The sequence below is a fragment of the Microbispora sp. H10830 genome (assembly GCF_014161375.1).
In the GTDB taxonomy this organism is placed as follows: domain Bacteria; phylum Actinomycetota; class Actinomycetes; order Streptosporangiales; family Streptosporangiaceae; genus Microbispora; species Microbispora catharanthi.
On the sequence record NZ_JABBWX010000003.1, the window covers coordinates 319,562 to 342,261 of the forward strand.

Genomic DNA, 22,700 nt, shown 5'->3' on the forward strand with positions numbered 1-22,700 from the left:
GTAGACCCGGCGCGGTCAGCGACCGGTCGCGCGGCGGGTGAGCCGGGAGGGCAGCCACGCCGACACGGCCAGTGCGAGCACCGTGAAGCCGACGGACCACCAGAACGTGTGGCCGAAGGCCGCCGCGGTGTCCGGCGGCCCGCCGGGATGACGGGCGAGTTCGCTGTCGAGGACCACGGCCAGCACGGCGGTGCCGAACGAGCCGCCGATCTGCTGCAGGGTCCTCGTGATCACGCTGGCATGCGGCACCCGGTCGCGGGCGAGTCCCTCGTACGCGCTGGTCATGATGGGAATCGTGACGGCGCCGAGGCCGATGCCGCGCACGACCAGCGCGGCGACGAGCCACCACGTCTCGATGCCCGGTCCGGCCCAGGCGAACGGCAGCGTCCCCAGCGCCGTGACCGCCAGGCCCACGGCCGTGACCGGGCGCGCGCCCAGGCGGTCGGTGAGCGTGCCGGCCGGTCCCCTGCTCAGCAGCACGCCTATGCCCTGCGGGGCGAGCAGGAGGCCGGCCGTGACCGCGTCCCGGCCGCCCACCTGCTGGAAGTAGAGAGGGATCAGCAGCATCGCGCCGTACAGGACGAAGCCCGACAGGAACATCAACGCGCTCGCCGCACTGAACGAGGAGTTCCCCAGCAGCCGCACGTCGACGAGCGGTGTGCCGTCCGTCCTGAGTGCTCGTACGGCGAAGCAGGCGACGAGCGTGGCGCCCGCGACGAGCGGCAGGAGCACCTCGGCGTGGCCGAAGCCGCCGCCGGCGCCGACCCGGGAGAGCCCGAAGATGATCGCGGCGATGCCCGGGCACAACAGGGCGAGGCCGATCCAGTCGAGCGCCGCGTCGCGGTCGCGTTCCCCTGAGGGCATGAAGCGCCAGGCCAGCGCGAGCCCGGCCAGGCAGAACGGCACGTTGACCCAGAAGATCCAGCGCCAGGTGAGGTGCTGGACGATCAGGCCGCCGAGGACCGGGCCGAGCACCGGGCCCAACAGGGCGGGCAGCGCGATGACCGCCGTGGCGCGGCCGAGTGAACGCCCGTTCGCGGCCTGGACCAGGAGCGTCTGCATGACGGGCAGCATGAGACCGCCGCCCGCTCCCTGCACCACCCGGCAGACGATCAGGGTCGTCGCGTCCGGGGCGAGGCTCGCGCCGACGGATCCGGCCAGGAAGAGCGCGAGCGCGGCCAGCCAGACCTTCTTGCCGCCGAAACGGCCGGTCAGCCAGTTCGTCGTCGGCACCGCCATGCCGAGGGCGAGCAGGTAGCCCGTGGTGATCCACTGGACGGTCGAGACCGGCACGCGCAGTTGCCGTCCCAGGGTCTCCAGTGCGATGTTGACGATCGTCGTGTCGAAGACGACGGCGAGGGCGCCGGTCAGCATGACGAGCGAGAGCCGGACGAATCCCGGGTCGAGGCGTTCCCGGGCGGGGGATGGCCGCAAGGCGCTCACGGTGACCTCCGGACGACAATTAGATGCACTCGTGTATCTAATCGGCCGGACGTCGCGTCGTCAATAAGATGCACTCATGTATCTTGAGGGGGAGTCGTGCCAGAGAAGACCGCAAGCCGGCGGCGCGGGGCCGAGTTGGAGGAGGCGTTGCTGGACGCCGCCTGGGACGAGCTGGTCAGCGTCGGCTATGGCGGCTTCACGTTCGAGGGCGTGGCCGCACGCGCCCAGACCAGCCGGCCGGTCGTCTACCGCCGTTGGGCCAGCCGGGCAGACCTGGCGATAGCCGCGATCGGCCACTACGGCCGGAAGGACCCGTTCGCGGTGCCCGACACCGGTTCTCTCCGCGACGACCTCGTGGCCCTGCTGCGCTGGATGTCGGAGCGGCGCGGCGAGTTGGCGGTGGTGATGAGCATGCAGATGAGCGAATACTTCGCGGAGACCGACTCCACCTTGGCCGACCTGCGGGAGCGGCTCCTGGCGGAGCGCGGGGGACCCCGCCTGATGGAGCAGGTCCTCGACCGCGCCGCCGCGCGCGGGGAGATCGACCCTCGGCGCATCACCGCGCGGCTGGCGGACCTGCCGGTCGACCTGATCCGTCACGAACTCCTGATGACCGGGCGACCGGTCTCCGAGGATGTCATCGCCGAGATCGTCGACGACGTCTTCCTGCCCCTCGTCCGCCTCAGGGCGGGGTGACGGCGCTCCTCGACCGCCCCGGCCGTACCTGGGCAAGCACGGTCGGCGGGGTCGGCCGGGTCGGCCGGGTCGGCGTGGTCGGCGTGGTCGGCGTGGTCGGCGGGGAGATCAGGGGCGGCCGAGGGCGCGGTAGTCCCAGCCGGCTTCGCGCCAGGTGTCCGCGTCGAGGGCGTTGCGGCCGTCGACGATCGTGCGGGCGGTGACGACCGTGCCCAGCTCCTCGGGGTCGAGGGCGACGAACTCCTGCCACTCGGTGAGCAGCAGCACGACCTCGGCCCCCTGCGCGGCCTCCAGGGCCGACCCGGCGTACCCGAGGTGGGGGTGGGCCGCCCGCGCGTTCGACAGGGCGGCCGGATCGTAGACCGTGACCTGCCCGCCCTGCTCCGCGATCTTCACGGCCACGTCGAGCGCCGGCGAGTCGCGGATGTCGTCGGAGTTAGGTTTGAACGCCGCTCCCAGCACCGCGACCCTGCGGCCGTCGAACGCCCCGCCCAGGAGGTCGCGGGTGAGGTCGACCGTCCGGACACGGCGGCGCAGGTTGATCTCGTCGACCTCGCGGAGGAAGGCGAGCGCCTGGTGGGCGCCGAGCTCGTCGGCCCTGGCTGTGAACGCCCTGATGTCCTTGGGCAGGCAGCCGCCGCCGAAGCCGAGGCCGGCGTTGAGGTATCTGCCGCCGATCCGCTCGTCGTAGGACAGTGCCTGCGACAACTGGGTGACGTCGCCGCCGGCGGCCTCGCAGACCTCGGCCATGGCGTTGATGAACGAGATCTTCGTGGCCAGGAACGCGTTCGCGGCCGACTTCACCAGCTCGGCGGTGGGGAAGTCGGTCACCACGATCGGGACCTCGCCCAGGGGCGCGTAGACGTCCCGCAGCACCTTCTCGGCCCGCTCGGAGGCGACCCCGAGCACGATCCGGTCGGGGCGGAGCGTGTCCTGCACGGCGAAACCCTCACGCAAGAACTCGGGGTTCCAGGCCAGCTCGACCTGCATCCCGGCGGGCGAGAGCCGTACGAGCTTGTCCGCGAGGCGCTCGGCGGTGCCGACCGGCACCGTGGACTTGCCCACGACCAGGCACTCGCGGTCGAGGTGGGGGGCCAGCGACTCGACGACCGCGTCGAGGTAGGAGACGTCGGCGGCGTACCCGCCCTTCGTCTGGGGCGTGCCCACACAGATGAAGTGGACGTCGCCGAACTGCGCCACCTCCTCGTAGGAGGTGGTGAAGCGCAGCCTGCCCGAGTCGAGGTTGCGTTGGAGGAGCTCCTGCAGGCCGGGCTCGTGAATCGGCAACTCGCCGCGCTGCAGTCGCTCGATCTTGCTCTGGTCCACGTCAAGACCGAGCACTTCGAAGCCCAGTTCGGCCATGCACGCCGCGTGCGTAGCACCCAGGTATCCGGTCCCCAGCACAGTGAGGCGGTACGGCACGGCATGCTCCCCTCTTACCGACTCTTTGTGATCTGGCATGGTACCGGCCTAGTCAACTGCCCTGTGAGCCACCTGGGCAAACCAGCCTTGGCCCCCACGGTACGGCTCCGGACGTGCCAGGTCGACGCCAGGCCATCACTTCCTCGCCCCTGTCAGGGCGTTGTGTCAAGGAGGGGGTCGTACTGACTGGTAACTTTCTAGTCGGACGTCCTAGTATCGGCGTTATGAGCTTCCCTCTCTACGCCCCCGCTGAGGAGCACGAGATGCTCCGCGAGACGGTCCGGGCCCTCGCCGACGAGAAGATCGCCCCGCGTGCCGCGGCGGCCGACGAGAACGAGGAGTTCCCCTGGGAGGTCTACAAGGACCTCGTCGCGGCCGACCTGCACGCCGTCCACATCCCCGAGGCGTACGGCGGGGCGGGCGCCGACGCGCTCGCGACCGTGATCGTCATCGAGGAGGTCGCCCGCGCGTGCGCCTCGTCCTCGCTGATCCCGGCCGTCAACAAGCTGGGCACCGTGCCGCTGCTGCTGTCGGCGTCCGAGGAGCTCAAGCAGCGCTACCTGACGCCGGTGGCGCGCGGGGAGGGCATGTTCTCCTACGCCCTGTCCGAGCCGGAGGCCGGCTCCGACGCCGCCTCGATGAAGACCAGGGCCGAGCGCGACGGCGACCACTACGTGCTCAACGGCACCAAGATGTGGATCACCAACGCGGGCGTGTCGGAGTACTACACGGTCATGGCCGTGACCGACCCCTCGGCCGGCGCCCGCGGCATCTCGGCGTTCGTGGTGGAGAAGGACGACGAGGGCGTCTCGTTTGGGGCCAAGGAGAAGAAGCTCGGCATCAAGGGCTCGCCCACGCGCCAGGTCATCCTGGAGAATGTCCGCATCCCGGCCTCGCGGATGATCGGCGAGCCGGGCACCGGGTTCAAGACCGCCCTGGCCACGCTCGACCACACCCGCATCACGATCGCCGCCCAGGCGCTCGGCATCGCGCAGGGCGCGCTCGACTACGCGCTCGGATACGTCAAGGAGCGCAAGCAGTTCGGCAAGCCGATCGCCGACTTCCAGGGCCTGCAGTTCATGCTCGCCGACATGGCGATGAAGCTGGAGGCCGCCCGCCAGCTCACCTACGCCGCCGCCGCCAAGTCGGAGCTGGCCATGAACGGCACTCGGGTCAAGGACCTCACGTTCTTCTCCAGCGCCGCCAAGTGCGCCGCCTCCGACGCCGCCATGGAGATCACCGTCGACGCCGTCCAGCTGCTGGGAGGGTACGGCTACACGCGGGAGTTCCCGGTCGAGCGCATGATGCGCGATGCCAAGATCACCCAGATCTACGAGGGCACCAACCAGATCCAGCGCATGGTCATGGCCCGCCAGCTCCTCAAGTAGCCCCTGACGTGCGAGAACCCCGTCTGCCGTTCAGGGCGGGCGGGGTTCGCTGTGTCCTGACAGGACTCCTAACGATCACTGTTCCGTCCCCGCTCCGTGAGAGACGGTGCGGTGCCCACCGTCGTGGGCAACACCATTGCGGTCAGGAGGGCATGCCATCACTGTTTTGATAGGCCCGGCATGACGCGTTCCCGATCGTTCTTCGGCAGCGCGTAGACGTGGTCGGCACCCAGCTTCTTGATCTGTCGGCGGACCCGGATCACCTGCTCGTCGAGTCGACGTCTTCCAGGGCGAGGCCGAAGAGTTCGCCTTGTCGGAGCCCACAGGACGCCGCAATCACCGGGACCGGACGGAAGAGATCGGGGTGAGCGTCGATCAGCGCATGGAGGCGCTCGTCCGACCAAGCGATCAGCCCTGATTGTTTTCGGTCACACCACGAGGTGGTGACGTTGTCCACTGATCGCGGTTGTCGACCAACGAGGTCAACCGAGCCCACGAAGTCGATCTGCAGGTCGCCGTGCAGCCGAGAGGCCGAATTCGTGGGCTGTGTGTGGAACTTTCAGGCTGTCCTCCTGAACCGCGGCCGGGTCGTTACGGGGCGGCCAAGGCTTGACCTGGAGACGCACCAAGTCAGGGGGGCCAAGTTTCTCCGGTTCCGCCTGGCCGCCCGCCGCCGCGCGACTGCAGCGCCTTGACTCGAGTGAAGCGTCCGGTCAGGCTCCTCGATTGTTGACCGATAGATCGATTGACGGGAGCGTCGATGATGGGTGCTCAACGGCGGCGGAAGCTGCGATCGGCCACGACGCTCGGCGTAGCGGTGTCCTTCGTGGCGGGGACTTTGACCGCCCAGGCGGCCCTGGACCCGGCTGCGGCGGCAGCGGGTCCTACGTTGTCGGTGGACCTGTCCGCCGCCCGGCACCCGATCAGTCCGGACATCTACGGCATGAACGGCGCCGACCCGGCGTTCGCCGCCGAGATCGGCCTGCCGGTGGCGCGCTGGGGCGGCAACGCGAGCACGCGTTACAACTTCAAGAACCACACCTACAACACGGGAAGCGACTGGTACTTCGAGAACATCGTCGCCGGGCCCGACAACACGGTCGAGGCGTTCGTCAAGACCAACCAGGCCCGCGGCAGCAAACAGGTCGTCACCGTGCCGATGAGCGGGTGGGTGGCCAAGGACTCGCCCGCCCAGCACCCGTTCGCCTGCGGATTCCCTGCCAGCCGGTTCCCCGCTCAGGACGGATTCGACCAGTGGGACGCCGGCTGCGGCAACGGCAGGCTCAACAACGCGAACCTCACCGGGGCGGTGCCCGAGGACACCTCGATCCCGGTGGACGCCTCATTCGACGGCGAGATGGTGTCGCATCTCGTGAGCCAGTTCGGTACGGCGGCGCGCGGCGGCGTGTCGATCTACGAGCTCGACAACGAGCCGGTGTTGTGGAACTCCACGCACCGCGACGTGCACCCCGAGGCGGTCTCGTACGACGAGCTGGGCAGCAAGAGCACCGCGACCGCCGCGGCCATCAAGGCCGCCGACCCGAGCGCCGCTGTGCTCGGCCCGTCCGGCTGGGGATACTGCGAGTGGGTCGCATCCGGGGTGGACGGATGTGCGCCGGGCGCTGACGCGGCCGCGCACGGCGGGCTCAACCTGTCGCAGTGGTTCCTGAAGAACATGAAGGACTACAGCGACGCGCACGGCGGCAAGCGCATGCTCAACTACTTCGACCAGCACTACTACCCGCAGATCAACGGCGGGAAGGACCCCGAGTCCAACGCGTGGCGGCTGCGGTCCACGCGTTCGCTGTGGGACCCGACGTACGTCGAGGAGTCCTGGATCGGCCCCACGGGCGTGAACGCGCCGCCGCTGCAGTTCATCCGCAAGATGAAGGAGTGGGTCGCGCAGTACTACCCCGGCACGAAGACCGCGATCACCGAGTACAACTGGGGCGCGCTGGACGACATCAACGGCGCCCTGGCGCAGGCCGACGTTCTCGGCATCTTCGGGCGTGAGGGTCTCGACCTCGCGACCATCTGGGGCGAACCTCAGCCGACGCAGCCCGGCGCCTACGCGTTCCGGATGTATCGCAACTATGACGGCGCGGGGAGCCGGTTCGGCGACGTGAGCGTGTCGGCGGCCAGCAGCGATCAAGGGCAGCTTGCGGTGTACGGGGCGCAGCGCTCGCGCGACAAGGCGCTGACCCTGATGGTCATCAACAAGACCGGCGGTGATCTGACCTCACCGTTGTCGATCGCCGGACTGCACGGCAACGCCAGGGCGCAGCGGTTCACCTACAGCCCGGCCGATCTCAACTCGATCGTGCGCGGTGACGATCTCATGGTGCACCAGGGCCGGGTCGCTGCGACGTACCCGGCGAATTCGATCACCCTGCTGGTCTTGCCAGGGCATCGGCGTTGATGGTTCCCGGGAGGGCGCGGCCCTGGTCGGCCGACCTCTCCCGGCCTGGACGCGTAATCACCTCGCAGGCGAGAGTTTCCAGCGGCAGGATCTCTGTGAAGACCGGACGGCGGCGCCAGTAAGATCCGACCGGCGTGGATGTTCGCGAGCTTCGGCGCCGTCGGGACGCTGATCGCCTGTCGCCGCCGACCGGCCTTCCGCTTACGAACAGCGACGATTCACCGAGGGCCGCGAACGCTGACGACAACGTCGGCCACCACGAGCACGCGTCGGCGTTGGGGCCTCGTGTGATGTGCGGTCAACTCGGCCAGGGCGAGCCGAGGATGCGCTCGACCGTCGTCGTACGCCGGAAGCCGGGGATGAAGTGCTCGAGCACGTCGGAGTTCACGGTGCCGTTCGTGGTTTCCGGGCGGTTCTTGAGCCCGTCGACGTAGGCGCGCAGAAACTCGTTCTTGAAGTCCCCTCGGGGGTGGACGGCGAGAATCTCGCCCAGCTGATCGTGTTCCAGTCCGTCCAGGCCGAAGCCGATCGCGTCGGTCAAGACGCCGAGGTGTGTGCTCGCGATCTCCGGGGCCATCCGGCCGGGGATGCCCGGCGTGGTGTGCAGCGCGATCGCCGTCCAGACGGTCTCGGCGGCGGTCGTCGAGAAACCCCGGTCCAGGAGGAACTTGCGCGCATGGTCGGCACCGTCTACCTCGAAGCGCTGCTCGACATCGGAAAAGGGAGTCAGGAGGCCGATGTCGTGGAACATGGCCGCCAAGTAGAGCAGCTCCGGATCCGGTTCCACACCGAGCTTGTGAGCGTGAATCAGGCCGAAGAAGTAGACCCGCCGGGAGTGGTGGTAGATGAGGGGGCTGGTCGTCTCCTGGATGAGCGCGGTCACTTCGGCGACCGCCGCTGTCTCAGGAATCTCCAACCCCGCGATGACCTCTGGCATGACCCCTGACCTTCCGGGAATTATGTCGGGCTATAGACCGTGTGTCCGACTTCCATGCTCCCCGCCGATCGGCGTGCGCCGCCGCCTTCGTCCGGCCAGGAATCACCTATATCCAGACAGGGCGAAATCGCAGCCGGGTGCTCCACCGCGACCACGTCGCGCAGCAGGGCCCCGCGCGTGGCCTGCGACTTCGCGTCGTCCGGTCGCGGCTGGAGGATCCCCGCGATCTCCGATGACGATGTGCTACCAATGAACGGTGTCAATGCCTCCTGCGTCGCCGGCCCGACAGCGGTCGGTGCCGGCGGGATCCGGCCGGCCATCGCGCGGATCCGGCTCCGGTGGGGCCGGAGTGGCGGACGCCGCCCCCCATCGCGTCGCGATCCTCGTCTACGACGGAGTGACGTTGCTGGACGTCGCCGGTCCCGCGGAGGTGTTCAAGGAGGCGAACCGGTTCGGTGCCGACTACCGGATCGTGCTGCTGTCGCCGACCGGTGCGGACGTCACGTCGAACCTCGGGGTCCGGATCGCGGTGGACGGCGCCGTCTCCTCGGAGACGGCTTTCGGTACGTTGCTGGTGGCCGGGTCCGATCTCTATCCGCGCGCCCGTGTCCCCGGCGACCTGGCGGACGCCGCGCGGATACCCGCGGCCGCGGCCGGCCGGGTCGCGTCGATCTGCACCGGGGCGTTCGTCCTCGCCGCCGCCGGCCTCCTCGACGGCAAGCGCGCGACCACGCACTGGAAGGTCGCGCACGAGCTCGCCGCCCGGTGCCCGGCGTGTCGTGTCGAGCCCGACGCGATCTACGTTCGTGACGGAACCACATACACGTCGGCAGGGGTGACGGCCGGCATCGATCTGGCGCTCGCCCTCGTCGAAGAGGACCACGGGCCCGACCTCGCGCGCGACGTCGCCCGAGCCTTGGTGGTGTACATGCAGCGTGCGGGTGGCCAGTCCCAGTTCTCGGCACCGCTGCAAGGACCGCCGCCCCGCTCGTCGGCTCTGCGTAAGGTCACCGACTTGGTGACGGCGAACCCCTGCGGGGACCACTCGCTCGGTGCGCTTGCGAAACACCTCAACGTGAGCACCCGGCACCTCACCCGACTTTTCCGCGACGAGCTGTCCACGACACCGGCCCGCTACGTGGAGGACATCCGATTCGACATGGCCAGGGCGCTGCTCGACCAAGGACACACCGCGACGCAGGCCGCGGCCCTCGCCGGGTTCCCCAGTTACGAAAGCATGCGGCGGGTTTTCGCCAGGAAGTTGTCGATCAGTCCCGCCGCCTACCGACGCCGGTTCAGCGCGGCCCGCCTCGTGAACGTGGATCAGGCGCAAGCCGGGTAGCGCCGCCGCATCGGTCGGCAACGACGCCCCCGGGCTGTTAGCCGCCAACCCTCTGGGCAGCCGTGCGAGGTGACGGCGACAGGGCGATCGCCACGCCTGAAGGGCCCGGCCTTCGCAGAATGGTTCGAACCAGAAGAATTCGGGGCAAATGTGATCCCTATGTCATAAAGATCCGCGATCGTAGAGGAGTGCGCACGTGGCTCGGTGATCAGGTGAGGAAACGGCTGGGTACGTTCGGCCTGATCGTGCCCTCTATCGCGCAGTGTGCCGTGGGCGCGGCGCTGGCCTGGATCGTCGCCGTTCACCTGCTCGGCCACGCCCATCCCCTCTTCGCACCCATCGCTGTGATGATCTGCGTGGGTCTGGGGCTCGGGCAGCGGCTGCGCAGGGTGGCCGAGCTGGTGGTCGGCGTCAGCCTGGGCGTGGGCATCGGCGACCTGCTGGTGTCCTGGATCGGCTCGGGCCCCTGGCAGCTGGCACTCGTGATCGCGCTGGCGATGACCATCGCGGCGCTGCTGAACAGCGGCGAGCTGTTCGTGTCGCAGGTCGGGTCGTCCGCGGTGCTGGTCGCCATGCTGGTGCCGGGCGAGGACGGCGGCGGGCTGGACCGGATGGCCGATGCGCTCGCCGGCGGCATCATCGGCATCGCCGCGGTCGCACTGCTGCCCGCCAGCCCGCTCACCATCGCGGGCAAACATCTGTCCGGCGTGCTGGACGCCTTCTCCACCGTGCTGGAACAGGCGGCGGAGGCGATCGAGAAGGGCGATATGGACCTGGCCGCCGAGGCACTGGAGTGCGGCCGCAGGACCCAGACCGCGGTCGAGGATTTCGCGGCGGCGCTGGAGAACAGCAAGGAGATCATCAGGATCTCGCCGCTGCGCTGGCATCACCGGGCCAGACTGGCCAGGTACACGACCGCCGCCCTGCCGGTGGATCTGGCGCTGCGCAACGCACGCGTTCTGGTCCGCCGCACGCTCGCGGCGATGGGGGAGGCGAGCCCGCCACCGGTCGCCCTGGCCGAGTTGCTGCGCGAAGTCTCGGAGGCGGCGCTGCTGCTCCAGCTCGAACTGGGAGCCGGACGGGAACCGATGTTGACCAGGCAGGCGTTGCTCGCCGTCGCCGCACGGGAGCGGCCCAAGAACCTGGGCTTCTCGGCGAACGTCATCATCGCGCAGCTGCGCTCCATCGCCGTCGACCTGCTCGAGGCGACCGGCATGGATCACGACGCGGCATCGGCCGCGCTGACCCCGCTGAACGAGCTGAGCGACGAGAGCATGCGCGGCTGAGATCGAACGCCTGCCCAGCGTCGCCCGGGGACGGCGGCGGTCAGTTCGGGCAGGCGTCGCGGCAGCCACCGAAGCGCTCGGCGTCCGGCGGGACGAAGCGGGTCTCCTGCGTTCCGCGCAGCGCCTCGGTCATCGCCTTCTTCCAGATCAGGCCTGGCACCGACGTGCCGTCCACGTGCGAATAGCGGCGGCCGCCGATGGTGACGTCCACCATCGGGTGCCGCACCGGGCCACGAGAGTCGCCGAGGCTGACGGCCGAGGCCAGGCCGGGGGTGTAACCGGCGTACCAGGCGGTGCGGGAGATGTCGCCCGTGCCGGGCATGCCCGCCGCCTCGCGGCCGACGCCCTTGAGTGAGCTCTTCGCCAGGACGTCCGACAGCACTCCGGTGACCGCGTCGGCGACCGCCGGGTCCAGGACCTGCACGCAGTGCGCTGGGAAGGGGCGCCCGGCGCCTGAGCCGTCGCGGATCTCCGTGATCACTCGTGGCTCGCAGAAGCGGCCGCGGGCGGCGAGACTCGCGTACGAGTTGGCCACCGAGACGGGATCGGCCTCAGTAAGGCCCAGCGCGAAGGTCTCGAACTCCTGAAGCGGCTTTCCGTTTGCGCTCCTGAGCCCGAGCCGCTCGGCCATCCTGATGGTCTCGCACAGGCCGACCTTCTCCTGCAATTGCATGTAGAAGGTGTTCACCGCGTCCTGGGTGCCCGACCGCAGGGTGACGAACCGGGTCCCGCCTTTCTCCCGGTTGTGCAGGGTGACAGATATATCCGCGACGGCCCGGCCCGCGCAGTCCTTGAACTTCGAGTAGCTCCGGGGACGGTACTCGTCCGAGACCATGAACCCGTCGTCATACCGGAAACCGGCGGCGAGCGCGGCGGCCAGGGCGTAGGGCATCGCCGTCGTGCCCTGCTGGAAACCCGGGCCGTCGGCGGGATCACGGCTGGTGACCATCGCCTTGACGGCCCCTTCGCCTGGGACGATCATGACCTGCGTGGCGACCTGCGGGTCGTCGCGGTGGACGTAGGCGTCGACGGCCTGTTGCGCCGCCCGCTGGAGCCGCTGGTCGATCGTCGTCTGGATCGTCAGGCCGTCACGGGTGAGCAGTTGGGGATCCTCGGAGAGAAGCCGCCCTTTGACATACCGGCAGAGATAGGGATATCCGCTGTTCGCGCAGTCGCCGGAGAACTCCTCGATGACGGCGCCCTCGGCATCCAGTAGCACGCTTTTCCGGGCCGCGGGGGAAGCGGAGGCCGCCGCGGTGGAAACCGAGGCCACAGGCTCCTCGTCGACGTCGCCGCCCGCCGGGTTCCGCAATAACAGGAAAACCGCGACCACCGCACCCAGCGTGGCGACGCCCAGGAAAACCAGAAATGCCTTCATCGTCGCCCTTCGGTCGCCCAAGGCCGCGTTTCCGTCACGCCCCGGTTGTCTCGCCGGGCCGAAACGTCCTTCCATGATGCAGTCCCTGCACCACACCGGCCAAATTCGCGCGGGCACCGCGGTGCCCATTCCTCGACAGGGTGATTTCGCCGATGACGGCCGCAGGCGGCGGTCATTGCCGATGGACATGCCGTTATTCAGTTTTCAGCCCAGCCGATGAACGATTCGATGGCCATCGGAAGCGTTCGCCGCCCCGCGGTCAAGAGTCCGCAAGGCGTACATCGATGAAACGTCGCTGTGGAACGGCTCACCACATGCGCCGGGGCGTGGCGGGAATCGCCAGGCGGGCGGGGCGTTCGTCCCCGATACATCGCCGCGTGTAGCCGTCGTATACCCGGCGTCCCGCGGTGGTTCCTAGCGTGGTGGGCGACCCGCCCGCCCGACCGGGGATGAGGACGCCCGTGGCCTATCTCTTCGCCTTCTTCCGGCTGCTCACGGGGATCGTCTTCCTCATGTCCGCGGTGAGCAAGCTGCGCGGGCGGGCGGCGTACGAGGAGTTCACGGTGGCCACTCGCGCCCTCACACGGCTGCCGGCCCGGCCCGTCGCGGCGCTCGTCGTCACCGTCGAGGTCGCCGTCGCGCCGCTGTTGGCCTGGCCGCCCACCATGCTCGCCGGCTTCTGCGTCGCGCTCGGGCTGCTCGTGGCCTTCACCGTGGCCATCGTCGCCGCCATGCGGCGCGGCAGGCGGGTCCCCTGCCGCTGCTTCGGCGCCTCCGCCGTTCCGGTGGGCCCCGGTCATCTCGCGCGCAACGCCGTGCTGATCGTCGCGGCGGCGGCCGGAGCGGTTCAGGCCGGAATCGGAGCGGTTCCGGCCTGGACCGGAGCCGTCCCCGCGGGTCTCGGGCCGGCCGGGCTCGCCGCGGTCGCCCTGGCGGCCGGAGCCGCGGCGGCCCTGCTGTCCGCGATCGGCGAGATCGCCGGTCTCTTCACCAGTTCACCCTGACGGAGGTAGTTCCTCATGCCGTTCCTGACAGCGCTCGTCCTGGGCGTCGGCGTCCTGTGCCTGATCGACCTGGTGCTGACGGTCGGGGTGATCCGGCGGTTGCGGGCGCACGAGGAGATGCTGTCGGCGAGGCCGGTGGTGTCCCCGTCGATCGTGCTCCCGCCCGGGGCGACGATCGGCGGCTTCTCCGCGGTGAGCACCGACGGCGTCCACGTCTCCGACGAGACGCTGACCGAGCCGGTCCTCGTCGGCGTCTTCTCGCCCGGGTGCTCGGCCTGCCACGACCGCCTGCCGCAGTTCGCCGAGCGCGCGCGATCCTTCCCTGGAGGACGCGGCAACGTGCTCGCCGTGCTCGTCGGTACGGAGGAGGAGGTGGCGGACGAGCGGCGGACGCTGGAGCCGGTCGCCCTGGTGCTGATCGAGGAGTACGGCACCGGCCTGACCAAGGCGTTGCAGGTGAACGGCTTCCCGTCCCTCGCCCTGGTCGACGTGCGCGGGAGGGTCGTCGCCAGCGGGACCACTCTCGAGGACCTCGACAAGATTCCCGTACACGCGTGACGGCGCGGGTGCGGGGCCTCGCCGGAGCGCGGGCGGTGGTCACGGCTCTCGGCATGGCCTGGCGGGCCGGCAGGGGGCTGACCATCGCCTTCGCCGTCCTCAGCGCGCTCATGGCCGGCCTGCCGGTGACGATCGCCTGGTGCACCAAGCTGGTCCTCGACGAGATCGCCGGCGGCCGGCCCGGGGCCGGTGTGACCTCGGCGCTGGGCGCCGCGCTCGCCGGGTGCGGGGTGCTGACGGCGCTCGGGCCGCAGATCGTCCAGTACGTCAGGGACGAGAGCGGGCGCAGGATCGGGCTCGTCGCCCAGGACAGCCTCTTCAGAGCCACCGAGCGGTTCGTCGGCCTCGCCAGGTTCGAGGACTCCGCGTTCCTCGACCGGATCCGCATGGCCCAGCAGTACGGCGGGGCGACCCCGGGCATGGTGGTCTCCGCCGCCCTGGGCGCCGCCAGGACGGTGATGACCGGCGCCGGGTTCCTCGTCTCCCTCGTGACGATAAGCCCGTGGATGGCCGCCCTCGTGGTCGGCGCCGCGGTGCCGTCTCTGGCCGCGGAGCTTTGGCTGTCCCGGCGGCGTGCCGCCATGCTGTGGGGCATCGGCCCGGTCGAGCGCCGCGAGTTCTTCTTCGGTGAGCTTCTCGTCAACGTCCGGGCGGCCAAGGAGCTGAGGCTCTTCGGCATCGGTGCGCATCTGCGCGGGCTGATGGCCGCCCAGCGGCGGGCCGCGAACGCCGAGCGGAGCCGCACGGACCGGCGGGAACTCGGCGTCCAGGCCCTCACAGGGACCACGGCGGCGCTGGCGACCGGGGGCGGCCTGCTGTGGGTTCTCCTCTCCGCGGCGAACGGCACGGGCGGGGTCGGCGACATCGCGCTGTTCCTCGCCGCCGTCGCCGGAGTCCAGGCGGCGGCGAGTGGTCTCGTCGTCGAACTCGTCACCGCGCATCAGCAGGTGCTGCTGTTCGGCCACTACCTCGCCGTCCTGGACGCCGAGCCGGACCTGCCTGTCCCGGCCCGGCCCCGGCGGGCCGGTCCGCTGCGCCGGGGGATCGAGCTGAAGGACGTGTGGTTCCGCTACTCGCCCGGCCATCCCTGGGCCCTGCGCGGGGTCAGCCTGACCATCCCGTACGGCAGCGCGGTGGCGATCGCCGGGAGGAACGGCGCGGGCAAGAGCACGGTGGTCAAGCTCCTGTGCCGGATGTACGACCCGGAACGCGGCTCGGTCCTCTGGGACGGGATCGATCTCAGGGAGATGGACCCGGCGGAGCTCCGGGCGCGGATCGGGGCGGTGTTCCAGGACTACATGGAGTACGACATGACCGCGGCGGAGAACATCGGCCTGGGCGATCTCGCCGCGCTGGACGACCGGGGGAGGATCGAGGCGGCGGCGCGGCGGGCGGGCGTGCACGGCGTCGTGAGCGGCCTGCCCCGGGGGTACGACACCATGCTGTCCCGTATCTTCCCCGGCCCCGCCAAGGAGGGCCCCGCGGAGGACGGTCCCGCGGCGGACGGCCTCGCGGAGGACGGTCCCGCGGCGGACGGCGGCGGCGAGGTGGGCGTCCACCTGTCGGGCGGGCAGTGGCAGCGGCTCGCCCTCGCCCGCGCCTACCTGCGGGGCGAGCGGGACCTGCTCATCCTGGACGAGCCCAGCTCGGGCCTCGACGCCGAGGCGGAGCACGAGATCCACCAGGGACTGCGGGAGCACCGCCGCGGCCGTACGAGCCTGCTGATCAGCCATCGGCTCGGTGCCGTGCGCGACGCGGACCACATCGTGGTCCTCGACGGCGGACAGGTCGCCGAGCAGGGCACGCACACCGGGCTGCTCGCGTGCGGCGGGATCTACGCCCATATGTTCGCCCTCCAGGCGGAGGGCTATCGGCAGCGGGAGGACCGGAACGCCGACGCCCCGCGCGACCGGCTCTCGGGGGCACGATGACACCCGCCCTGCTCGTCCTGCTCGCATCGGCGCTCGGGGGCGTCGTCGTGATGGCGGCCAGGCGGACGTTGCGCGTCGTCGAGGTGCAGGGGGAGAGCATGGAGCCCGGCCTGTGGCCCGGTGACCAGGTTCTCGTGCGCAGGCTGCGGCCTGGCCGGCAGGTTCGGCGCGGGGACATCGTGGTCATCTCCCGCGTGGGCCCGGGGGAGGGCGTCGCGCTCGACGGCGGCACGAACCTGGTGATCAAGCGGGCCGCGGCCGTGGCCGGGGATCCGATCCCTCCGGGATTCGAGGCGTTGGGGGAGACCCGGGTGCCGCCGGGGCGGCTGCTCGTCCTCGGGGACAACCCGTCGCGCAGCACCGACTCCCGGCAGTGGGGGCTCCTTCCGGAAAGCAGGATCACCGGTGTCGTGCTCCGGCGGTTGAACGCGTGAACCAGGTGAAGCGAATACAGGAAATCGTGTATCGGGGTAATACGTCCCTGATCGAAGCCGCTCCTAATGTCGGTCACCGAAAAGGAGTCCTTCAGAAGGAGGAACTGAATGACACGGACGATTCAGCGGCTGGCGGACCGGATGGTCGCCCGGCTGGTCCCGGCCACCCGCGCGGAGGCGGTCAATTGCTGGTATGAGGGCTCAACCTGCGTCCAGCGCTACTGCTGCAGCGGGTCGGGCATCCCCAGCGGCTACTGCACTCCGTGGCAGTACCTCTGCTAGACGAATACAGCGGAGCGCCCTGTCGCGCAAACGCCCCTTGTGTAAAGGGCGCTCCGCTCTCGCATCGTCACCCTAGACGAATGCCGCCGAATTCCCGCTCTCGTGTTTTCCGGCGGTTCTGGCGATCTCCATGGCGTACAGGCGGGTGAGGTCGTTCATCCGGTAGTGGTCGGGTGCTATCGACTTCATCAGGCGGAGATCGGCCAGCCTGCCGAGCGCCGCCCACGCCGTGCGCCGGTCGCATCCGAGGAGCCCCGCCGCGGTCGTAGACCCGCAGTCGGCCATGCCTCGCTCGCCGAGGCGGTGGAACAGGGCGAGCGCGCTGCCGTTCGCCGTTCCCCCGCACTGCCGCAGGGCCTGGTAGTCGAGGTCGAGGGCGCTCCGCACGGAAAGGTCACCGCAGGTCAGCAGGTCGAGCCGGTGCTCCTCGCAGGCCAGCATGTCGGCGAACGCCGCCAGCGTCCACTCCCGCCTGACCGCCAGTCGCTTGCCCGCGATCCGCAGCGCGAGCGGCAGGTTGTCGCAGAGCCGGGCCACTCTCCTCACCTGCTCGGGGTCGACCCGGTCCCGGCCGCAGAGCCGGACCAGCAGCTCGTACGCCGTGTCGTCCGTCAGGGGAGCGAGCGGCAGATGGTCGACATCGTCGAGCGCCGCGAGCACCCTCCGGCTGGTGATCACGAACCGGCAGTCCGGGCAGGCGCCGATCAGAGACCGCAGTTGCCCCTCGTCGGTCACGTTGTCGAGGAGGACGAGCACGCGCCTCTCGGTCGTGGCGGTCCTGAACTGGAGCACCGCGTCGTCGAGGTCCGGAGCGATCTGGTCGCCCGCCAGCCCCAGCAGGCTCAGCAGCCGCGCCGGCGTCTCGTACGCGCCGGGCCGGGGAAGGGACCGCAGATCGACGTGGAGCACGCCGCCGGGGAAATCCGGCGCCGCCATCCGGACGGCATGCAGGGCCAGGGCCGACTTGCCCACCCCCGCCGGGCCGTGGACGGCGACGGGCCGCGGGGGAGAGGCGGCGATCGCGGCCACGAGCTCATCCAGCTCCAGATCCCGGCCCACGAGATTTCCGGACCCCGCGACCGGCGTCGGCTCCGCTTTCGGCGCAGGCGCCGGGTGGTACGGGCCGGGGGCGGGGGGCGGGGGAACCGCGCAGAGCGCCGGGTCCCGGTTGAGTATGCTCCGGTGCAGCTCGGCCAGCTCCGGCCCGGGCTCGACGCCCAGCTCCTCCGCCAGGAACGCGCGCGCCTGCCCATAGGCGGACAGCGCGGCCGCGGAGTCGCCGGTGCGATACAACGCGAGCATGAGACTGCCCCACAGCCGCTCCCTGGTGGGATGGGCGGCCACCGTCTCACGGAGCTCCGGCACCGCGTCGGCGTGCTCGCCCAGCATGATGCGGGCCTCGGCCTGCGCCTCCAGGGCCAGGCAGCGCTGCTCGGCGAGCGCGTCCAGGCGGGGGCCGAGCGCCGCCGACCTGGGCACGTCCTCGGCCGGTGCGCCCCGCCACCGGGCGAGGGCCGCCGACAGGTGCCGCAGCGCCGCCTCCGGCCGCCCGGCGGACAGCGCCTTCCTGCCCTGCCGCAGGGCATCGGCGAACTCGGTCACGTCGAGCTCGCCGGCGTGCGCGGTGAGGACGTAGCCGGGCGGCCGGGCCGTCAGCCGGTCGCCTTCGCCGAGCGTGCCCCGCAGCCGGTTGACGTAGGTGCGGACGTTGGCGACGGCGGAGTGGGGCGGCTCCTCGTCCCACACGGCCGTGATCAGCCGGTCGATCGACACGACCCGGTTGGGTTCGAGCAGCAGCGCGGTCAGCAGGGCGCGCTGCTTGGGCGAGCCGAGCGGGACCGGCCTGCCGTTCCTCCTGACCTCGACCGGGCCCAGCAACCCGAACCGGAGGCTCAATCCGCCCTCCGGAAGCCCGAGGGCGCGGACGTACGCGTCCAACCGCATGATCGGTGCACGAGGGGACCTCCATAGGCGTCGGAATCCCCACGAAGATCCCTGCCCGCCGTAAACCCCCACAAGGTCGGCGAGCGTCCGGAACAGTTCCGGATCGCGCCTACCGGGGCAAGTGCGTGATTAGGGGGAGGCCAGGCGGGAACCGACTACCCCATGACGGGTACGGGCGACGGGGGCCTGTCCGACCGCGTTCTCCAGGTGGCGACCCGCTTGTTCGCCGGGTTGGGTTACGACGGCACGGACATGCGGCAGATCGCCGACGCCGCGGGCACGGATGTGGCCTACGTCAGGCGGCGGTTCGGCGACAAGCGCGAGATCTACCTCGAGGTCATGGATCGCATGAACAGCGCGCACAACGCCGTCCTGGAAAAGGGGGTCAAGGACATCGTCGGCGCTTCGCCCGAACAGAAGATCGTCGCCATGCACCGGCTCCTCGACCGATACATCGACTTCTGCCGCACGCAGCCGGAGTATCCGGCGCTCTACACCCACAGGTGGCTTTCCGACGCCACCGACATCCCCGAGCTTGAGCCGATGTACGCCGCGCCCGCGGCGCAGTTCGTGATCGACACCATCGCTCCCCTGGTGACCGCCCCGGACGTGGACGTGGACTACACCATCAACTCGGTGATCTGGTGCGTCCACAGCTTCGTGCAGAGCGGCGTGTACGACCGGTCGGGCCGGCGCTACGACCACGACCATCCAGTCGCGCTGTGGCGCTTCCGCAGCTATCTGCATCAGATGGTCCACCGTACGCTCCGCCTGCCGGGGGAGCCCCCACCGCTGGAGCGTCCCTCTCGTAGGTGAGACGGAGACCGTCGGCTTGCGGGCGGTTGACGATGTCTCGCCTCCTGCCCTAACTTCGTCTCCATAAGGGACGAAGTTAACTCGTTGTCGTTGCGGGGCTTCGTCATGGGCGTGGTAGTAATGAGACCCGCGGAGGAGGCCGTACAGACAGAGTTGGTGCACCATGACCGAGCGGTACCTCGGCGTCGTCGGCATCGGCGAGGCGCTGGGCGTGAGCCGGCACGCGGTGCACAAGTGGCGCTCCCGCTATCCCGGCGGTTCGGAGCGCCCGTTCCCCGAGCCCGATGTCGAGGTCGACGGGACTCCCGGCTGGCGGCCTGACCGGCTCGCGGAGATCATCGAGTGGCGCGACGGCCTGCCGGGCCGTGGCGCGGGCGGCGGACGTCCTACCGCCGCACGACAGGAATACCTGAAGGAAGCGGCGGCGCGAGGCATGGACCGGGACGAGGCGCTGCGCGCGCTCGTCACGTTGTCCGAAGATTTTCCCGAGATGACCGAGCCGGAAATCTGCGCCTGGCTCATCGGGCACTGGCGGAGATAGCACTTCCCCCGATCAATCCATCACGAAGGCGATGACGCATGCCCGAAATCGGCGGCGAGACCGCACCCGGATTCGAAGCGGTACGTGAGGCGTTCGCGGCCAACCTGGCCGGCGGACAGGAAGTGGGCGCCGCGGTCGCCGTCTACCTGCACGGCAGGAAAGTCGTCGACCTGTGGGGCGGAATCGCCGACCCCGGCACCGGCCGCCGCTGGGAGCGCGACACCCTGCAGGTCGTGTTCTCCACCACCAAGGGCGTCACCGCCGCCTGCGCGCATCTGCTCGCCCAGCGCGGCGAACTCGACCTGGACGCACCCGTCGCCGTCTACTGGCCGGAGTTCGCGGCATGCGGAAAAGACCGGATCCCGGTCCGCTGGCTGCTCACCCACCAGGCCGGACTGCCCGCGCTCGATCACCCGATCACCCCGGCGGAGGCGATCGCCTGGGAACCCATGGTGACCGCACTGGCCGCGCAGCGGCCGTTCTGGGAGCCGGGCACCGACCACGGCTACCACGCCCACACGTACGGCTGGCTGGTCGGCGAAGTCGTCCGCCGGGTGACCGGCCGAAGTCTCGGCACGTTCCTCGCCGAGGAGATCGCGGCGCCGCTCGGCCTGGACCTGTGGATCGGGCTGCCGGAATCCGAGCGGCACCGGGTCAGCCGGATCGTCTCCGCCCCGATCGACCTCGGCGCGCTGGCCGGGATCGACCTGGACGCCCTGCCCGAGCCCGCGCGCGAGGTGATGAGCGCGTACGCCGATCCCACGTCGCTGACGATGCGGGCGATGACCGTCGTCACGCCGATGCTGAACCACGACGACCCCGCCGAGCAACTCGCGGAGATGCCGTCCACCAACGGCATCTGCACCGCCCGCGCGCTGGCCCGCTTCTACGCCGCGCTCATCGGTGAGGTCGACGGGCATCGCCTTCTCTCACCCGCCACTCTGGCGGCGGCGACCGCCGAGCAGGTCAGCGGTGTGGACCGCGTCCTGCGCGTGCCCGTCCGTATCGCCACCGGTTTCGGCCTGCCGACACCCGGCGCCTTCTGGTACAGCCCGAGCGCCTTCGGGTTCCCCGGCTACGGCGGATCGCTCGGCTTCGCCGACCCGGCGACCGGCCTGGCCTTCGGCTACGTCATGAACCACATCCGGGAAGGCGTACCGGACCGGAGGGCCGCCACGCTCCTCGACGCGGTCCGCGGCGCGATCAGGGCCGGAGCTCGGTAGCCGCGGGGGCGCAGGCGAAGAAGTGTTCGATTCTGGCCTGCTACAGCGGTTCGGGCTTCACCACCGAGCTGCCGGCCTCGGCCGCCGGGGACCCCGGTATCCGCCTGATCGGCCTGGACGACGTCTACGCCCCGGGTGCGTTCGGCTGAAGCCCCGCCGGTCAAGCGGACCGCAGTTCGGCCTGTCGGCCGACCCGCGATCTGTCCCGGGCTCCGCACGAGGGCGGTCACTCAGCGGGGGAAAGCGGCCCCGGCCCTTACACGACGGCCGGGGCGGTCACTTCTTGCAGATGTTCTGCGTGGCGGTGCGGGCGGAGGGGGTCGCCTGCGGTGTGGGCGTCGCCGGCGTGGCGGAGCCCGCCGGCGCGGCCACCGTCACCTTCTTCACGTCGTGGTTCTTCTGGCCCACGACGACCTCGATGCCGGTTACGTCCGGTTGCTCGCGCAACTCGGCCCCCGGGATGGCGGCGGCCACCGTACGCGCCGAGTCCTCGCGGCCGGGCGGATAGCGGATGACCGTGGTGGTGAAGTCGCGGCGGGCCGTGTCGCCCGGGGGCGACGGCACCATGAACCCGGCCTCGACGAGACGGGCCTTCGTGGTCGCGCCCAGGCCGGTGATGAGCGTGCCGTTGAGCACCTTGACCGAGATGCGGCCCGGCGGGATCGTGAGTGCCGTCGGAGAGGCCGTGGGCCCTGCCGAGGGGAAGGCGCTCGCCGACGCCGCGGGGCTGCCCGAAGGAGACGCCGAGGCCTTCGCCGACGGCTTGACGAGGGGCTGGTCGGCGTCGATCCGCTGGAACAGATCGCGGGCGGCCGTCTTGTCCCACAGCACCGCGGACTCGCCCGTGGGCGCGTGGTAGTTCACGTCGGCCAGCGGCACGGTCGCGAACGACACGTCGTCGGTCGAGACGTCCTTGAACTGGTTCACCATGCCGAGCAGGTCCTTCTGCAGGGCAGGGTCCACGGTGAGCGTCTTGAACGTGGAGTCGAGGAACCCGGCGAGCTTGGCCGGGTTGGCCAGCGTGCCACCGCTGAGCGCCTTGCCCAGCAGCGCGGAGATGACCTGCTGCTGCCGGTCGATCCGGTCGAGGTCGGAGCGCGCCGTGGCCCTCGTGCGGGCGTACGCGAGCGCGTTGACGCCGTCCAGCGTGTACGTCCCCGGCTGCAGGTTCAGCTTGGTCTTCGGGTCGTCGATGGGCACCGGCGTGCAGACGGTGACGCCGCCCAGCGACTCCACCACGTCGATGAACCCGAGCACGTTGACCTCGACGTAGTGGTTGACGCTCAGGCCCGTCGCCTGCTCCACCGTCTTCACGGCCAGTTTGGCGCCGCCGAACTGGTACGCCGAGTTGATCTTGTGCTCGCCCTGGCCGGGGATCGTCGTCCACGTGTCCCGCGGCAGGCTGACCACGGTCACCCTGCGGTGGTCCTCCGACAGGTGGATCACCATCATCGTGTCGGTGCGCTGCCCGACGTCGCGGCCGAGATGGAGCTGGTTCTGCTGGCGCCTGGTCAGGTTGTCGCGCTTGTCCACGCCCACCAGCAGGATGTTCATCGCGCCTGTGGATTCGGCCTCGCTCGTTCCGGCGTCCACCGAGTGGATCCGGTTGACCGCGTAGTTCGGCGCCAGCCACGCGACGCCCGATCCGATCAGCAC

General features: G+C 70.3%; 19 protein-coding genes. 13 read left to right on the forward strand and 6 right to left on the reverse strand.

Annotated features, from left to right (window positions below):
- Positions 1-15: 15 nt before the first annotated feature.
- Positions 16-1,434 (reverse strand): MDR family MFS transporter, encoded by a 1,419-nt coding sequence (locus HHX35_RS10750; protein ID WP_220505253.1) that lies wholly within the window; start codon positions 1,432-1,434, stop codon positions 16-18.
- 105 nt (positions 1,435-1,539) lie between these two features.
- Here HHX35_RS10750 and HHX35_RS10755 point away from each other — a divergent pair, with 105 nt between their 5' ends.
- A complete protein-coding gene (locus HHX35_RS10755) occupies positions 1,540-2,139 on the forward strand; it encodes a TetR/AcrR family transcriptional regulator (RefSeq protein WP_182898691.1) in 600 nt (199 codons plus the stop codon).
- Between the two features lie 108 nt (positions 2,140-2,247).
- Here the strand turns inward: HHX35_RS10755 and HHX35_RS10760 are convergent, their stop codons facing one another.
- Positions 2,248-3,561 (reverse strand): UDP-glucose/GDP-mannose dehydrogenase family protein, encoded by a 1,314-nt coding sequence (locus HHX35_RS10760; protein ID WP_182898692.1) that lies wholly within the window; start codon positions 3,559-3,561, stop codon positions 2,248-2,250.
- 224 nt (positions 3,562-3,785) lie between these two features.
- On the opposite strand from HHX35_RS10760, the gene HHX35_RS10765 reads away from it, so the two are divergent.
- A complete protein-coding gene (locus HHX35_RS10765; protein ID WP_182898693.1) occupies positions 3,786-4,949 on the forward strand; it encodes an acyl-CoA dehydrogenase family protein in 1,164 nt (387 codons plus the stop codon).
- 760 nt (positions 4,950-5,709) lie between these two features.
- The gene (locus HHX35_RS10770) at positions 5,710-7,368 is read left to right on the forward strand and encodes a glycoside hydrolase family 44 protein (protein WP_220505255.1); all 1,659 of its coding nucleotides are present in this window, start codon (positions 5,710-5,712) and stop codon (positions 7,366-7,368) included.
- A 298-nt stretch (positions 7,369-7,666) separates the two neighbouring features.
- Here HHX35_RS10770 and HHX35_RS10775 read toward each other — a convergent pair whose 3' ends face one another.
- The gene (locus HHX35_RS10775; RefSeq protein ID WP_182898694.1) at positions 7,667-8,305 is read right to left on the reverse strand and encodes an HD domain-containing protein; all 639 of its coding nucleotides are present in this window, start codon (positions 8,303-8,305) and stop codon (positions 7,667-7,669) included.
- A gap of 349 nt (positions 8,306-8,654) precedes the next feature.
- Between HHX35_RS10775 and HHX35_RS10780 the strand changes: the two genes are divergently transcribed.
- Both HHX35_RS10780 and HHX35_RS10785 read left to right on the forward strand, forming a co-directional pair.
- On the forward strand, positions 8,655-9,647 hold the full coding sequence (locus HHX35_RS10780; RefSeq protein WP_310739005.1) for a GlxA family transcriptional regulator: 993 nt from the start codon (positions 8,655-8,657) through the stop codon (positions 9,645-9,647).
- 212 nt (positions 9,648-9,859) lie between these two features.
- Complete coding sequence (locus HHX35_RS10785) at positions 9,860-10,933, forward strand: FUSC family protein (RefSeq protein ID WP_310739006.1); 1,074 nt, start codon at positions 9,860-9,862, stop codon at positions 10,931-10,933.
- A gap of 40 nt (positions 10,934-10,973) precedes the next feature.
- On the opposite strand, the gene HHX35_RS10790 is transcribed toward HHX35_RS10785, so the two are convergent.
- Positions 10,974-12,386 carry a penicillin-binding protein gene (locus tag HHX35_RS10790; RefSeq protein ID WP_182898696.1) on the reverse strand — a complete coding sequence of 471 codons (1,413 nt, stop codon included), beginning with the start codon at positions 12,384-12,386 and terminating at the stop codon, positions 10,974-10,976.
- A 386-nt stretch (positions 12,387-12,772) separates the two neighbouring features.
- On the opposite strand from HHX35_RS10790, the gene HHX35_RS10795 reads away from it, so the two are divergent.
- From HHX35_RS10795 to HHX35_RS10815, 5 genes are all read left to right on the forward strand, one after another.
- Positions 12,773-13,315 carry a MauE/DoxX family redox-associated membrane protein gene (locus tag HHX35_RS10795; protein WP_182898697.1) on the forward strand — a complete coding sequence of 181 codons (543 nt, stop codon included), beginning with the start codon at positions 12,773-12,775 and terminating at the stop codon, positions 13,313-13,315.
- A 15-nt stretch (positions 13,316-13,330) separates the two neighbouring features.
- A complete protein-coding gene (locus HHX35_RS10800) occupies positions 13,331-13,873 on the forward strand; it encodes a hypothetical protein (RefSeq protein ID WP_182898698.1) in 543 nt (180 codons plus the stop codon).
- Entirely contained in the window at positions 13,870-15,804 is a 1,935-nt protein-coding gene (locus tag HHX35_RS10805; RefSeq protein WP_310739007.1) for an ABC transporter ATP-binding protein, read from the forward strand. Before HHX35_RS10800 ends, HHX35_RS10805 begins: the two co-directional genes overlap by 4 nt.
- Positions 15,801-16,238: a S26 family signal peptidase gene (locus HHX35_RS10810; protein ID WP_182898699.1), complete on the forward strand. Its 438-nt coding sequence runs from the start codon at positions 15,801-15,803 to the stop codon at positions 16,236-16,238. Before HHX35_RS10805 ends, HHX35_RS10810 begins: the two co-directional genes overlap by 4 nt.
- 108 nt (positions 16,239-16,346) lie before the next feature.
- Complete coding sequence (locus tag HHX35_RS10815; protein ID WP_161627928.1) at positions 16,347-16,520, forward strand: hypothetical protein; 174 nt, start codon at positions 16,347-16,349, stop codon at positions 16,518-16,520.
- 72 nt (positions 16,521-16,592) lie between these two features.
- On the opposite strand, the gene HHX35_RS10820 is transcribed toward HHX35_RS10815, so the two are convergent.
- Complete coding sequence (locus HHX35_RS10820) at positions 16,593-18,464, reverse strand: BTAD domain-containing putative transcriptional regulator (protein WP_182898700.1); 1,872 nt, start codon at positions 18,462-18,464, stop codon at positions 16,593-16,595.
- A 162-nt stretch (positions 18,465-18,626) separates the two neighbouring features.
- On the opposite strand from HHX35_RS10820, the gene HHX35_RS10825 reads away from it, so the two are divergent.
- The 3 genes from HHX35_RS10825 to HHX35_RS10835 all read left to right on the forward strand — a co-directional run bounded on the left by HHX35_RS10825 (position 18,627) and on the right by HHX35_RS10835 (position 21,044).
- Positions 18,627-19,280 carry a TetR/AcrR family transcriptional regulator gene (locus HHX35_RS10825; RefSeq protein WP_182898701.1) on the forward strand — a complete coding sequence of 218 codons (654 nt, stop codon included), beginning with the start codon at positions 18,627-18,629 and terminating at the stop codon, positions 19,278-19,280.
- A gap of 163 nt (positions 19,281-19,443) precedes the next feature.
- Positions 19,444-19,821, forward strand: a complete 378-nt coding sequence (locus HHX35_RS10830; protein ID WP_182898702.1) for a hypothetical protein — start codon at positions 19,444-19,446, stop codon at positions 19,819-19,821.
- A gap of 38 nt (positions 19,822-19,859) precedes the next feature.
- Positions 19,860-21,044 carry a serine hydrolase domain-containing protein gene (locus HHX35_RS10835; RefSeq protein WP_182898703.1) on the forward strand — a complete coding sequence of 395 codons (1,185 nt, stop codon included), beginning with the start codon at positions 19,860-19,862 and terminating at the stop codon, positions 21,042-21,044.
- Between the two features lie 276 nt (positions 21,045-21,320).
- On the opposite strand, the gene HHX35_RS10840 is transcribed toward HHX35_RS10835, so the two are convergent.
- Entirely contained in the window at positions 21,321-22,700 is a 1,380-nt protein-coding gene (locus tag HHX35_RS10840) for an LCP family protein (protein ID WP_310739008.1), read from the reverse strand.